13 protein-coding genes are annotated in these 13,693 nt (G+C 42.6%); 9 read left to right on the top strand and 4 right to left on the bottom strand.

Annotated features, from left to right (window positions below; all coding sequences use genetic code 11):
• Positions 1-314 precede the first annotated feature (314 nt).
• Positions 315-2,438, top strand: coding sequence for a 5'-nucleotidase C-terminal domain-containing protein (locus KJS65_RS20855; RefSeq protein ID WP_213651765.1), 2,124 nt, complete (start codon positions 315-317; stop codon positions 2,436-2,438).
• A 237-nt stretch (positions 2,439-2,675) separates the two neighbouring features.
• Here the strand turns inward: KJS65_RS20855 and KJS65_RS20850 are convergent, their stop codons facing one another.
• The gene (locus KJS65_RS20850) at positions 2,676-3,437 is read right to left on the bottom strand and encodes an SDR family oxidoreductase (protein ID WP_213651764.1); all 762 of its coding nucleotides are present in this window, start codon (positions 3,435-3,437) and stop codon (positions 2,676-2,678) included.
• Positions 3,438-3,455: 18 nt separating this feature from the next.
• On the bottom strand, positions 3,456-3,848 hold the full coding sequence (locus KJS65_RS20845) for a MerR family transcriptional regulator (RefSeq protein WP_213651763.1): 393 nt from the start codon (positions 3,846-3,848) through the stop codon (positions 3,456-3,458).
• A gap of 288 nt (positions 3,849-4,136) precedes the next feature.
• On the opposite strand from KJS65_RS20845, the gene KJS65_RS20840 reads away from it, so the two are divergent.
• From KJS65_RS20840 to KJS65_RS20830, 3 genes are all read left to right on the top strand, one after another.
• Entirely contained in the window at positions 4,137-4,355 is a 219-nt protein-coding gene (locus tag KJS65_RS20840; RefSeq protein WP_213651762.1) for a hypothetical protein, read from the top strand.
• A gap of 276 nt (positions 4,356-4,631) precedes the next feature.
• Positions 4,632-5,270 carry an Hsp33 family molecular chaperone HslO gene (locus KJS65_RS20835; protein ID WP_213651761.1) on the top strand — a complete coding sequence of 213 codons (639 nt, stop codon included), beginning with the start codon at positions 4,632-4,634 and terminating at the stop codon, positions 5,268-5,270.
• An 11-nt stretch (positions 5,271-5,281) separates the two neighbouring features.
• The gene (locus tag KJS65_RS20830; RefSeq protein ID WP_213651760.1) at positions 5,282-5,992 is read left to right on the top strand and encodes a MerR family transcriptional regulator; all 711 of its coding nucleotides are present in this window, start codon (positions 5,282-5,284) and stop codon (positions 5,990-5,992) included.
• A 240-nt stretch (positions 5,993-6,232) separates the two neighbouring features.
• Here KJS65_RS20830 and KJS65_RS20825 read toward each other — a convergent pair whose 3' ends face one another.
• Positions 6,233-7,108: a LysR family transcriptional regulator gene (locus KJS65_RS20825; protein WP_213651759.1), complete on the bottom strand. Its 876-nt coding sequence runs from the start codon at positions 7,106-7,108 to the stop codon at positions 6,233-6,235.
• Positions 7,109-7,223: 115 nt separating this feature from the next.
• Between KJS65_RS20825 and KJS65_RS20820 the strand changes: the two genes are divergently transcribed.
• From KJS65_RS20820 to trpB, 5 genes are all read left to right on the top strand, one after another.
• Positions 7,224-8,456, top strand: a complete 1,233-nt coding sequence (locus KJS65_RS20820) for a YbfB/YjiJ family MFS transporter (protein ID WP_213651758.1) — start codon at positions 7,224-7,226, stop codon at positions 8,454-8,456.
• Positions 8,457-8,557: 101 nt separating this feature from the next.
• Positions 8,558-9,373, top strand: a complete 816-nt coding sequence (locus KJS65_RS20815; protein ID WP_213651757.1) for an alpha/beta fold hydrolase — start codon at positions 8,558-8,560, stop codon at positions 9,371-9,373.
• A gap of 12 nt (positions 9,374-9,385) precedes the next feature.
• Positions 9,386-9,883, top strand: coding sequence for a DinB family protein (locus KJS65_RS20810; RefSeq protein WP_213651756.1), 498 nt, complete (start codon positions 9,386-9,388; stop codon positions 9,881-9,883).
• Positions 9,884-10,203: 320 nt separating this feature from the next.
• The gene (locus tag KJS65_RS20805) at positions 10,204-11,631 is read left to right on the top strand and encodes a PQQ-dependent sugar dehydrogenase (protein ID WP_213651755.1); all 1,428 of its coding nucleotides are present in this window, start codon (positions 10,204-10,206) and stop codon (positions 11,629-11,631) included.
• Positions 11,632-11,734: 103 nt separating this feature from the next.
• The gene (trpB, locus tag KJS65_RS20800) at positions 11,735-12,895 is read left to right on the top strand and encodes a tryptophan synthase subunit beta (protein WP_213651754.1); all 1,161 of its coding nucleotides are present in this window, start codon (positions 11,735-11,737) and stop codon (positions 12,893-12,895) included.
• A gap of 309 nt (positions 12,896-13,204) precedes the next feature.
• Here the strand turns inward: trpB and KJS65_RS20795 are convergent, their stop codons facing one another.
• Positions 13,205-13,630, bottom strand: a complete 426-nt coding sequence (locus KJS65_RS20795) for an exosporium protein C (protein ID WP_213651753.1) — start codon at positions 13,628-13,630, stop codon at positions 13,205-13,207.
• Positions 13,631-13,693: the final 63 nt, after the last annotated feature.

Here is a 13,693-nt window from a genome sequence, read left to right as displayed (position 1 = left end):
AAGCCATGAAAATAGCTGCATACGGAAAAGTATCGATATCGGTCTCGAAGCGATCGGTCGACAAAGCTGAAAACAGTTTTTTAGCCCGGGGGCACTCTAATGAGTGCCTTTGTTTTATTTCAAAAACTCCGCCATCCCTTGAAGTAGATCGAAACCTCGAGCACTAACTTGGGTGTAGAGCCAGATATAGGGGTGTTTCTTCTCTATTAATCTTTCAACTTTTTTACATTGACTTCATATATTCTACGATTTTTATGAATTTATTCATGTTATAGTATTTCAGGAACAGAAATTTGAGAGGGGTTTTGTAACTCATGTCATGGAAAAAAGTTCTGGGTAAAAGCACCATTCGTGTGGCTGCTACTGCACTATTGCTATCCCAACTATTTGGCGCAGTAGGTTCTGTCTCTGCTGCAGGCAAAGATGTCGAGGTACACTTAATCGGAATCAATGACCTGCACGGTCAGTTAGATACGACAACGATGGTTAGTGATAAAAAGGCAGGGACTGCTCCAATTCTAGCTACATATCTAAAAGAGGCTCAAGCAAAATACGAAAACTCCCTACTCTTCCATAATGGAGACTCCGTTGGCGCATCTGCTCCAGTTTCATCTCTGGATCGTGATGAGCCTACGATGGAATGGATGAATATGATGGGCTTTGATGTTGGTTCTTTAGGCAATCATGAATTCGACCAAGGTATCGCTGCATTAAAAGCACAAATCTTTGGTGGCCTTGATCCTAAAGAAGGCAAGGTAACTCATGCTGGTGCAAAACTTGATTATGTTAATGCAAACGTCATTGAAACCTCCACTGGCAAACCATTGATTAAGCCATATGTAATTAAAGCAGTGGGCGGAGTCAAAATCGGATTTATCGGATTAGTGACGAAAGCTACACCTTCTAAAGTATCTCCATCTGGTACAGCAGGCGTGCGTTTCTTAAGTGCAGAAGAAGAAGTTGAAGCCGTTAATAAATATGCAAAAGAATTGCAAAATCAAGGTGTAGAAACGATCATCGTCCTGGCACATGATCCAGCAACAACCAAAGAAGGCGTAACCACTGGAGAAGCAGCTGATTTAGCCAAAGCTTTGCCGGCAAATTCCCCTGTTGACGTTATCGTTGCAGGTGACAATCATGCTTTAGCTAACGGTGAAGTGAATGGAAAATTGATCGTTCAGGCTTATTCTTACGGTACGGCATTTGAAGATATTAAGTTGATGATTGACCCTGCTACGGGGGATGTAACCGAAAAATCAGCTGCAGTTACAACGACTCTTCAAGAGGGTGTAAAAGAAGACCCTGAATCTTTAGCTATTATTAAAAAGTCATTGGACAAGCATCCTGAACTTACGAAGCCAGTAGGTACAACAGATGGCTCTGTCACTCGCACAGATGCTTATAATAACGAAGCGCCTCTAGGCAACCTCATTGCAGATGCAATGCGTCAAGCAGACTTTGGCGATAAAGCAAGCGCTGCTGACTTTGCATTTATGAACCCAGGGGGTATTCGTGCGGATCTGCCACAAGGAGATGTGACCTTTGCTGATCTTGCTAAAATCCAACCCTTTGGCAATACTTTGGTAAAACTAGAGCTGACTGGTGGACAAATTCAAACCTTGTTGGAGCAACAATGGGGTACAAACGCGGACGGTACACCAAACACAAAAACACTACAAATCTCTGGCTTGAAGTACACTGCAGATTTCAATAAGCCAGTTGCAGAACGTGTGACTAGTCTTAGTCTTGAAGATGGTACACCTATTGATCCTGGAAAAACATATACGGCTGTAGTTAACAACTTTATGGCAGCAGGTGGAGATAACTATACAGTGCTAGTGGATGCTAAATCATCCTTAGCAGGTCCTATCGATCTGGATGTATTCTACCAGTACATTGTAGATACGTTTAAAGGTGGGGCTATTCAAGCTAAAACAGAAGGTCGTATCACGAATCTAGCTGCATCTACAGAGCAAACAGAAACACCTGTAACGACAGAATTCATTTCCCGTGCTGAATTTGTAAGTGCTCTAGTTGACATGTTGAAACTAAACGAAGTAGCTACAGCACCTGCATTCAAGGATATTGCTGCTGACGCTGCATATGCAGATTCAATCGCTGAAGCTGCTCATGCCGGATTCATTCAAGGCTACGGTGGTAACTTCAATCCTGATCGTGATATCACTCGTGAAGAAGCTGCGACCATTCTAGCTAAATTGTTGAACGATAAAGCTTCTGATAAAAATGCTGCTACGATCATTGCAGGTTTTGGAGATGGAAAAATCGTTTCTGCCTATGCGGTTAAATCTATGGCAAAACTGATTGACAAAGGTATCCTTAGTGCAGCAGAGAAAAATCTGCTTCAACCTAAACAAGGTCTTTCTAAAGACGCTGCAAAAGCTTTAATTCAAAAAGCTGTTGCAGCAAAGGCTTCATAATGTAGAACTTATGCAAACCTTATAGTAAGACAGGAAAACACATCCCTTTTGGTAAATAAGCTTTCTTCTATTGATAAACCCCAATTAGTCCTTCAATTCATGGAAAGGTTTATTTAGAAGAATGCTATATCCCCATTTAGGATGTGTTTTTTCATGCTTTTATAAGAGTATACCGGCGAGTTTTGCGTTCATATATGCCAATACGAAGACGGAAAGTGGAACTTTTCGTAAGTATAGTTATTCAATTGCGTTTTTCGTGGCCTTATACATATTTTCCGCGTATTCGTCGACTTCATCTCGTGACATGCGTAAGCGATTCACAGAAGAACCATATCCAATTTCCTTTTGACCTTCTTCTAATCCTTTGAAAATTCCATCTGTGAAGGCATCTAATGGCTCTCCCTGGATATGCAATCCCGCTCCACCTAAATTTGTATTCACTGCCGGAGGAGCAACTTCAATTACTTCTACAGACGTTTCAGAAAGTTGGTGTCTTAGACTCATTGTAAATGAATGAAGCGCCGCTTTAGATGCTGAATAAATCGGAGCAATCGCAAACGGTGTAAAAGCTAACCCAGATGTCACGTTAATGATAGTCGCCTCTTCTTTTGCTGCAAAAAATGGAGCGAACAGCATAGAGAGATGGAAAGGTGCTTCAATGTTGGTTGTGATTTCTTTACTGAAATAATTCCAATTGTTCTTCGCGTCCTCTTTTAACACATTAAAGCGTTGTTGGATACCTGCATTGTTAACTAACACATTCACTTCTGGATAGTTCACTGTTACCCAATCAAACAATGCTGCACGCTCGGATTCAATATCCAAATCACTTACACGAGTAATCAGGCTAGGGAATTTTTCTTTCGCATCTTGAAGTATATTTTCACGTCGTCCACTAACAATCACTTTATTTCCAGCTTTTATAAAGCGCTCTGCAAAAGCTAATCCTATTCCAGAACTTCCGCCGGTAATAAGGATTGTGTTTCCTGAAAGTTTCATTATTGTTCCTCTTCTCCATTAGTTTTTTATCTTATTTTCTTCTTTTCTTTCCTGAATGCGTTTTGTATAACGAGTAATTTTTACGTCAATTTCTTGTAAGGCTTCTGTCATTCCCGTAATTTCAGCTAGAACAGCTTGCTTGTGATTCTTCAGCATTTCAAGTCGGAGTACAGTGGTGTTATCTCCCTCTACTACCCAATCAACATATTGCTTGATACCACTAATTGGCATGTGCGTTTTTTTTAAATAAATAACGATTTCAAGGAGCGTAATTTGATTTTCTGAAAATAATCGCCTCCCAGCTTCATCACGCTCGATGAGTGGGAGTAGTCCTTTTTTTTCATAATAGCGTACCGTTGATTCTGGAATATTGAATTTAGCTGAAACTTCGCCAATTGAACAATACTTCATTTGGAGGCCTCCAAGTTTAAACTTTCATGTCTGCAGGTATATGATACGGCTTAAACCATGGTTTAAGTCAACATAAAAACAAAAATGTCCGAAACTGAACAAAAATTGTTGAAAAAAGGGCGCAGCCCTCGTCACGAATTCCGTCAGCGTTTAACCAGAAGTAATGCAATCAGCACATAACAGGTCAGTATCTTTGATCATTCATTCACCTATCGGGGAACGGGAGTTGAGGAGCTTGCTTGGAGGCAGCTCCTTTTGCTTCTTCACAAAAGATAGGAATTTGTACTTATGTCCGCCGGCGTCAACTTATTCTTTATTGCGCTAATGAAGGAGTTTAAAGATGAGGTGGATACAGGGATTAAAACTGGAGCCTTTGATGAAGAGAGTATTGTTGAGTTAAATTCAATTAGAACGGGAATTGATGATTACTTCGCAGCTTACCAAACGTCTGTATTTCCATTAAAAGAGGACAAATCTGAAGGTTTTCAAAAGGTAAGAGATATTTAACTTCGTTTTAATAATGAAAATCCTAGAATAGTTACAAAGTAAGACTTTACCTGAACTAAAAAATTCTTATAAAAAGAGGTTCGGCATCATTGACGAAGCTATCAACCAGAAGAAGTATTAATATGGATTAATAAAAAAACTAAACTCATAGAAATTGAGTTTAGTTTTTTTACAATAAATTCATTTCAATGTGAAAAGAAAAACATTTTTGAAATCAAAAAGCACTTGTGTATCACGTAACGTGATACAGTAAAATTGATGTAAGAGGTGATAGAAATGAATAATATTATAAGAATGCTTTCAGCAAACAAAGACTTTAGAATGGTTATTGCTGATACACATCAAATTTCAGAAAAAGCATTAAGTGAATTTACAGGAACTCATTGTATACGCAAGTTTTTGGAGCAGATCATTACAAATTGTACGCTATTATCTGCCATAAATGATTTTAATGAAAAAATAAGTTTTTCTTTTCGTCTTTCTCAAGGAGTCTCTATTTTTTGTCAAATCACAGATTCAAAATTTAGTATTGAGTATAATGATAAACTTAATGAATTTGATGGAACTGTGGCTGATTTATTTGACACTAAATCTGTAGTGTCAATAACAACAGGGAATTGGGAAACAGGGTTACACACAGGGACAGTTGAGGCGTATATGGATAGTGTCGTTATGCTATTTTCTCATTTTACAGTACAGAGCGAGCAGCTTCCAAGTCATTTTATAATGGCAGGGGATAATTCTTCAAGGGGTCTTTTGATGCAACCCTTACCATTTGCTGATGAAAAATTAATCTCTAAAAGTGATGATGAATTGGTGTATCTATCAAAGGAGCTAGAACAAGTGAATTGGGATAATGTTGAAAACATGTATAGTCATTTGGCAAATGTAATATCAGAAAACAAGATAGAATAGAGTGTATAACTATGGAACAATATATAAAAATAAAAGAGCTTTCTGAATTGACCGGTGTAAGTGTACGAACATTGCAATACTATGATGAAATAAACCTTCTCACCCCAGCATATATCAATGAGTATGGTCATCGATTTTATGATTCAAATTCTTTTTCGAAAATTTTCGTGATCATTTCACTTAAAAATATGGGGATGAGTTTAAATAACATTAATCAATATATAAATAATAATGATTATGATATTCGGCTTTTTATTAAAGAAGAAAAACGCAGGATTGAGACAGCAATTACAGATTTACAATTACGTTTAATGCGATTGTCCATTCTTGATGAGCAAATTAGCGAAAAACAGGATATAACCCTTTATATTCTTCCATTTTTTTCGCAAATAACAAATGATACTGAAATTTCAAAATTACAGATTGAAAAATTGGCACAGGAAAAAGATACAAATTTTATCTTCAATATAAAAGGTTGGAACGAATTTATAAAGGACTTGAATTTTTGCTTAGAGCATAAATTGTCTTCAAAAGACAAGAAAACTATTAAATGTATTCAATATTGGAAGGAGAACATTCTTAAGGCAAATCAAGTATCCGATGATACGATAAAATTTGCAGAAGAATTTTATCAAAAAAAACCCACAAATACTTTTGGAATTACAGAGGATAATTATAAATATTTAGTCGGATTGATTAATGAATATGATAAAAATCAATAAATTTAATATGGCTTTCAACAATTATAATCAACATTTGACGTAGTAAATGTACCAAAAGAACAAATTGCAATTCTATATTATATAAATTTGGAAATGAAAGATCTTCAAGATAACATGTTCGAGATGATAGATGAACAAGAGAATAATGTGAAAGTTCCGGCTGGAATTAGAAGTCGATAATCTGACAATTGAGCGCGGGCCTCTGGGTGATGATGAGAAAGAATCTATATATGTTTTAGATTAATGGACTGCTCTGATTGCGTCCATTAATAATAACGATGCCTTGCCCAAGAAGCCTTTATTTTTATAAACGATTCCCAAGGCGACTATGGGATTCATATCGGCGAAAGGTCTGATGACCAGGGATCCTCCCAGTTCCAGACCACCGTAAATCGGAACAATACCTACACTGAATGCTTCTTTGACCATTTGTTGAATCACAAAGAAGCTTCCAACCTCAATGCAAGAGAAAGGATGTTTGCTAGTCTCACGGACTGTCCTTTCCCAAAGCTCCCGATAGATACAAGTAGGTTCTTTGACAAAAACGGTTAGCCCCGTGAGGTCGCTCGCCGCGATGTCATTTTGGTTGGCTAACGGGTGATCCGCTCTCATCATCACTCCTAATTCTTCCTCAATCAGTGGTTCAAACTCTAACAGAAAAGCAGCCGATGGGACGGAGCATATGCCGAAATCCAATTCACCAGCTCGGACCCTCTCCGCGATCGACTTGCTTCCGCTCACTTCCATGGTCAGCTTCACTTTGGGGTGCCCCGTACAAAAGTCAGCTACGACGGTTGCAAGTCTCTGGCTCGCGATGGGCTCAATAGCTGCGAAGCGAACAGTTCCGCCGTCCCCCGCCGCGATATCGGAAACGGTCTGCCTCATGGATCCGATCGAGTTCAGCAGAATTAAAGCCTCTTGGTGGAGCCACCGGCCGGCTTCGGACACGATCACTCGTTTGCCGTCGCGCACGAATAAAGAGACGCCCAGATCGGCTTCAAGTCGCTGAATTTGAAGGGTTACCGTTGAGGGAGCGTATTGGAGTTCCTCGGCAGCTTTCTGAAAATGACCAAGACGCACGCAGGCTTCAAAGGTTTTTAAAGCTTGAAGATCCATTTCCATCCCCCTTGGTTTAAGATTTATGAATCATTCATTCATATTATTCAATTTTACATAACTTTCCTGCAATAGTACACTTATTTCAACAAATTATTATAGGGGGTGATGGGCAATGGGCACGAAATCGGCATTCAGCTGGATCACTCTGTGGGCATCACTTTTGTTTGTCGTCATTCTCGGTTTTTCTCGGCTTTCTTATGGCATGTTCTTGCCCGGGATACAAAGAGAGATCGGGGGGAGCTACGGTCAATTGGGCATATTGGGCACAGTGAACTTTATCGGGTATTTGGTAGGCACACTGTGTCTTCCTCCTTTGATCTCGAGGTTTCCGGAACATAAGCCTGTCATCAATCGATTGTCGTGTTTCTTGCTTGGACTGACTATGATCGGCTCGTCATTTAGCCAATATTTCATCCAGCTCGGGTTATGGCGGTTCGCAATCGGCTTGTTCTCGGCTATCGCGACGGTGTTAGTTCTGTCGATTGCACTGGATGCTGTTCGGCCGACGGAACGAGGAGTGGCATCCGGTCTGATCTGGTTGGGTGGCTCCGCCGGTATTCTAGTAACGGGATTATTCGCGCCCCTCACCATCGATCCTTCTCACTTGGAGGGGTGGCGGTATGCCTGGGCGGCCATGGGTGTGTTCGGCGTCCTTGCGGCATTTGGTTTTGAGTTCGTCACTGTAAAGCAGGGATCAACAAAAACACCCTCGCCGGCGGAATCAGTTTTACGAGACCAAGAACACGTGAATGTGTACCGTCTCTTGTTGAGCCCGAGGAAGCTCTTATTCTTAATCGGCTCTTATTTCTTCTTCGGGTGGGGATACATTATCTATTTCACGTTTTTGATTCCCTATCTGGTAGGCAAAGGCATTCCGTCTCTATATGCCGGGTTGATTTGGTCCGCTATTGGGCTTGCGGGGCTATTTAATGGATGGATTGGGGGCAAGGCAATCGATCGTTGGCCCAGCGGGTATACGCTTGCGTCCGGTTTAACTTTGGGGACGATTGGGGCAATTGGCGTAATCACCAATAATCTGTTTGTTACTGCTTTGGGTGCAGTTGTCATTGGGCTGGTCTCCTTTATTACCCCGCCGTTGATGACGACTGCACTTCTTCGGAAACATGTCCCTGATCGCGCCTATGCGAAATGCCTCAGCTTAGCCACAGCCTTTTTTGCCTCGGGGCAGATTATCGGCCCAATCGTTGGGGGCGTGGGGGGGGAACGGTTCGGTTTGCAATTCGGTGTCGCGTCCAGTGCGATCTTTATGGCGATAGCTGCCACGTTGGCTGGGTTATATGGACTACAACAACGAAAGCAAGAGGTCCGTCATTTCCCTCTTTGAGGCTGAAAATTATTTCTCAATGATGACAAAAGCTGTCACCATTAGTGGTTAAGATGGGATTAAGGAAGATTAGAGCTGAATAAAAAAGGAGTGACATTAAGATGTTGAATATCGGTTATGATAGCTCGGCAACAAGGAAATCCTTTCACTCGGGAAACCTTTGTCTTTCTTACCTTGATTATGGTGGAGATAGCAAACGAGTGCTCGTTATGTTGCATGGGTATATGGCTAGTGCAAGATCATTCTCAGAGCTGGCTGTGCGTTTCAAAGATTGGCGGGTTATTTCCATGGATCAACGCGGACACGGTTGGAGCGAACATCCACCCGGGAAGGAATACGCAAGGGAAGATTACGTGGAGGATATTCTCAATCTGGTTCAGTCGGAGCTTGGGGGACAGCCGGTTACGATCCTGGGGCATTCCTTGGGAGGATTGAATGCGTATCAATTTGCGGCCCGTTATCCAGAGCTGGTGAAGGCCGTTATTGTAGAGGACATCGGTGCGGAGATTGACGCCGATTTCTCCTTTGCCGACAAGCTTCCTTTTCGATCGGCTTCTTTAAAGGAACTGAGACAATCGCTTGCAGACATAGGGCTCCGTGCCATCGATTATTTTGCCGAAAGCGTATTTGAGGATGAACTCGGTTGGGGATTCCGAACGGATCTGAAGGGACTGCAAGTATCCGTTCCAAAGTCCAATGGGGTCTGGTGGGAGGACTGGTTAGGGTCGAGTTGCCCGATCCTGCTGATTCATGGTGGGAAGAGCTTCATTCTTGGTACCGAACAAGCGAGACGGATGGGAGCGAGGAGGCTTAACACCAAGCTGACTGTGTTCGAACAATGCGGTCACGGTGTCCACTCCGAGGATTTAAACGGTTATTATCAGGCGGTAAACGAGTTTGTAATGGAACTGAATTAAGGGGATGAAAAGATGTATTGCACAGTCGAAGATTTTATAGCCGAATGGAAGAATGAAGCCGCACTAACTCAGAACATACTGGACGGTTTGACCGATGAATCGCTCTCGCAGCAGGTTTATCCCGAAGGACGCACGTTGGGAAGGATCGCCTGGCACTTCGTTACAAACATTCCGGACTATTTATCAGAATTTGGATTAACGGTAGCGAAAGTCCCAAATTTAAACGAAGTGCCATCTGCAAAGGTGATCGCCGATACTTTTCGTACGGTAAGCATAGAGGTAGAGAAGGCACTACACGAGCAATGGACGGACTGTATATTGAAGCAAATCCAAAAAGCTTTTGGAAGAATGGAGTCCAACGCCACGATATTCATGGGATTGATCAAGCACATCGTACATCATCGGGGCCAAGTTACGGTGTTGATGCGCCAAGCAGGGTTGCCTATACCTGCGGTATATGGTCCTTCGAAGGAAGGGTGGGCCCGGCTGGGGATATTGCCTCCGTTTTGAGCGCGTTATATTATAGATACTCTGCATAATTGCAGGATCTCTTATTTAAAAGTCAAAGGCACCCGACGGGGTGCTTTTGACTTGCGCCCTGCTTATGATACGCTGAACCGTACCACTACTCCAAATTTGATCAAACTGTAATAAATAGCTTCTGATTGAGGGCTTTTCCGGACAAAGGAAAGGCCCCTTCTGCTATATAAGGGGTTGCTTGAACAATGCTTCATCACGGGATGGCAGTTTAAGTGTGTGCTGGTACTAAAGGAACCGTTCTAATCATATTTCTAAAAGGAAGAAATAAGAGTAGGGGGTGCAAAAGTTATTTGAAAAAAATTAAGGTTAGTTTACAGCCTATTGTAGATAAGCTCAATATGCCCACTGTTATGAAAACAGCTATACTTCCAGGTGATTCAATTGAAAGACTATTTATTGCAACCCAAGTAGGAGAGATCTTTTACATAGGAGACGGAGTTATAAGGACTTTTTTAGATATACGCCCTCGAATCATAAAACTAGGTGCTTCTAGGGGAGGGTATGATGAGCGCGGATTGTTAGGGTTAGCGTTTCATCCCGATTTTTATTATAACGGTCTTTTCTATCTTCATTTTTCAGTAGCTGGGACACAGGGTCCAGGTGCAATTCCGGGTGCTCCGCTTGAATCTTTTAAGCCTAACCCATGTGATCCCGAAACTTTAAACCTCAGGTGGACGAACAGAGAAACGAATTATGATCATATCGATACAGTTGAAGAATGGAATGTACAACCGAATGGTCAACCTCAAAGACGACGGACATTACTTAACCTAAGGAGACCATTTCTTAATCATAATGGCGTCAATAGCTTAAACTTTTCACCTGAAACAGGAAAGCTTGTTTTAACAACTGGAGATGGCGGATCAGGCTTTGATCCATTTAATTTAAGTCAAGATAATTTGGAAATCGCGGGGAAAATTATTGAAATGGATGTAGCTAAGGAGACGTTGATTTATAATCCGCCTGTAGTTACACGTTTTAATGAACTTCCCGTGCCTATTCAAGAAACGCTTACGGTCATTGCCAAGGGCGTTCGCAATGTACCAGGCATTTCATTTGAAAAGGTTTATAACCGGTATATCAAATATGTGGGGAATGTCGGACAGGACTTGGTCGAGTCGATTTTTTCATTCGTTCATTATACGCCAATCCCGGTCACCCAGCTTGTTCAGGCTTCATTAGGGAACTCTGAGCTTGACCAGGAGGGATTGATTAACTTTGGCTGGCGAGGGTGGGAAGGTGCATTTCCGACTACGATTATAAAGAACTGCGCTGCAAGTAAAGCTTTGGATGAGAAGACAATGGCTTATTACAATGAAGCAGTAGAAACTTCAGTGAGGCGTCTTCAGCCTCTCATCAGTTATTTTCATAAAGATCCTCGGCCTGATAAGTTTGGAGGAACCGCGCTTACAGGAGTCCAAGCCTATATGGGGGATGGCATCCCCGGTTTAACAGGAAGCGTTGTGTTTACCGATCTTGCCAAGAATGAAGGGGTTCGCCCTCCGGTTAGAGGGGTTTTAGCTTATGCCAGGGGACAAACAGATTGTAAATTAAATGACTTTAGTATTATTGAAACCGATTATAATTTTGGATCTGAGTCCGCTTATTATGTAAGCTTAGGAACGAATATGGATCAAACCAGATTATACTTAGGGGTTTATGGCTCCATGAAAGTTGCTGATTTTAACCAAGGTACTGTTTTTGAAATTACTCCATAATTACCCTGAATTATTTCCCTAAAGCTCATCAGAAGCTGGATTTCATGATAGTATGGTATACATCCATTACCAATTAATCGTTAATCATTAGGGAGGCATACTTATGGACCAACTATCTCAGCAAGAGGGGTACTTCGGGGAGTTCGGGGGCAGCTTTGTCCCGCCGGAATTGCAGGAAGTGCTGAACTATTTGAGTGAGCAATTTTACAAGTTTCGGGACGATCCAGACTTCAAGGAAGAGCTTAGCTATTACCTGCGTGAATATGTTGGTCGCAAGAGCCCGCTAACGTATGCCGAGCGACTGTCCGAAGCTTGGGGAGGCCCCAAGATCTACTTGAAGCGCGAGGATCTGAATCATACTGGAGCGCATAAGATTAACAACGCTATTGGCCAGATTCTGCTCGCTAAGCGGATGGGAGCTAAGCGGATTATTGCCGAGACTGGTGCCGGACAGCACGGTGTCGCTACAGCAACAGCTTGCGCCATGTTTAATATGGATTGCGTCATTTACATGGGAGCTGAAGATATGCGCCGCCAAGCGCTTAATGTGTTCCGGATGGAACTGCTCGGCGCAACCGTCATTCCGGTTCATAAGGGACAGGGCCGCCTGAAGGACGCGGTGGATGAAGCGCTTGACGATCTGGTTAGAAACTATAAAAATACGTTTTATTTGCTCGGATCCGCGGTTGGACCGCATCCGTTCCCGACGATGGTCAAACATTTCCAGGCAGTCATCAGCGAAGAGTCGAAGCTGCAGATGATGGAGAAGGAAGGTCGTTTGCCGGATGCGGTGGTGGCATGCGTGGGCGGCGGCAGCAATGCTATTGGTGCATTCGCCCACTACATCGACGAACCGAGCGTTCGCTTAATTGGCGTTGAACCCGACAAAGCGCCAACCTTAACCCAGGGTGTGCCCAGCATCATTCACGGCTTCAAGTGCTTAGTGCTGTTGGATGAGGAAGGTCAGCCGCAAAAGACGTATTCGATTGCTGCGGGGCTCGACTATCCGGGTATCGGGCCGGAGCATAGCTACCTGAAGGTGACCGGACGGGCTGAATATGTCACCGTCACCAATGAGGAAGTGCTGGAAGCCTTCCAAGAGCTGTCCCGCACGGAGGGAATTATCCCTGCCCTAGAAAGCGCGCACGCGGTTGCATACGCCAAGAAGTTAGCACCGACAATGGACCTGGATCAAATTCTCATTGTTAACCTGTCTGGCCGAGGGGACAAGGATGTTGAACAGGTGTTTCAAATGCTCAAATAAAATTCGCAGGTGCTTAGGCCGTCAGATCGTTGATCTGGCGGCTTTTCGTTTAAAATTTATCGGGAAAAAGGCCAAAAATAGGATAAAATGGAGAGAGATTTTAAAGAGATGCCGGTTAATTCACCGTATACAGAAAAGGCCATCCTGCATAGGATGGCCTTAAAACTTGCCTTTATTGACAGCGCGGAGAACCATACCGTCACGGACATGCATTTTCTTGAACGCCGTGATAAGTCTGGAATGGAACATGAGCTCCAGTTTGGGTATGGCCCGTCCATTTGCGTGTGACGTCGATGATAAGAAGTGCTGTTAGTTTCTGGTTTTAACAGCTAACCCACTAAATGATATGGGTCCTACAACATCTACTCTTGTATTTGCAGCCCGGTTTTCAGCTGTGACTGTGTAAGCATGAGTACCTGCTTTCACATTTCTATCTTCAGCTTGGAAGGTAACGATATAATTTTGCTCTGAACCCGTAGATTCGATGCCTTGCTGTGTGTTGAAAATTTCTGTATTACCACGGAAGACTCTAAAGCGGATTTGTCCAATGCCTGTGATACCTCTGACACCAACAGATACTATCAAATCTACCCGGTTTGGTTGAGCATTTACTGGAATCCGTATTGGGATCGTTGCTATGCCAGATTTTTGCGGGGAACGCCGAATCGTAAATGATTTGGCCGGATTGAAGCGACTAAGCGACTGGACGGCCGCTTTATCAAGGATACGTACCATACTATCAACTCCTCTATTTTAATGCTCCAGTTTATGCAAGATTCAGAGGGAATGATTGGGTAG

Origin of the sequence: Paenibacillus sp. J23TS9, assembly GCF_018403225.1 — a bacterium.
Classification (GTDB): Bacteria; Bacillota; Bacilli; order Paenibacillales; family Paenibacillaceae; genus Paenibacillus_AQ.
This window is presented reverse-complemented; position numbering and strand designations above follow the sequence as displayed.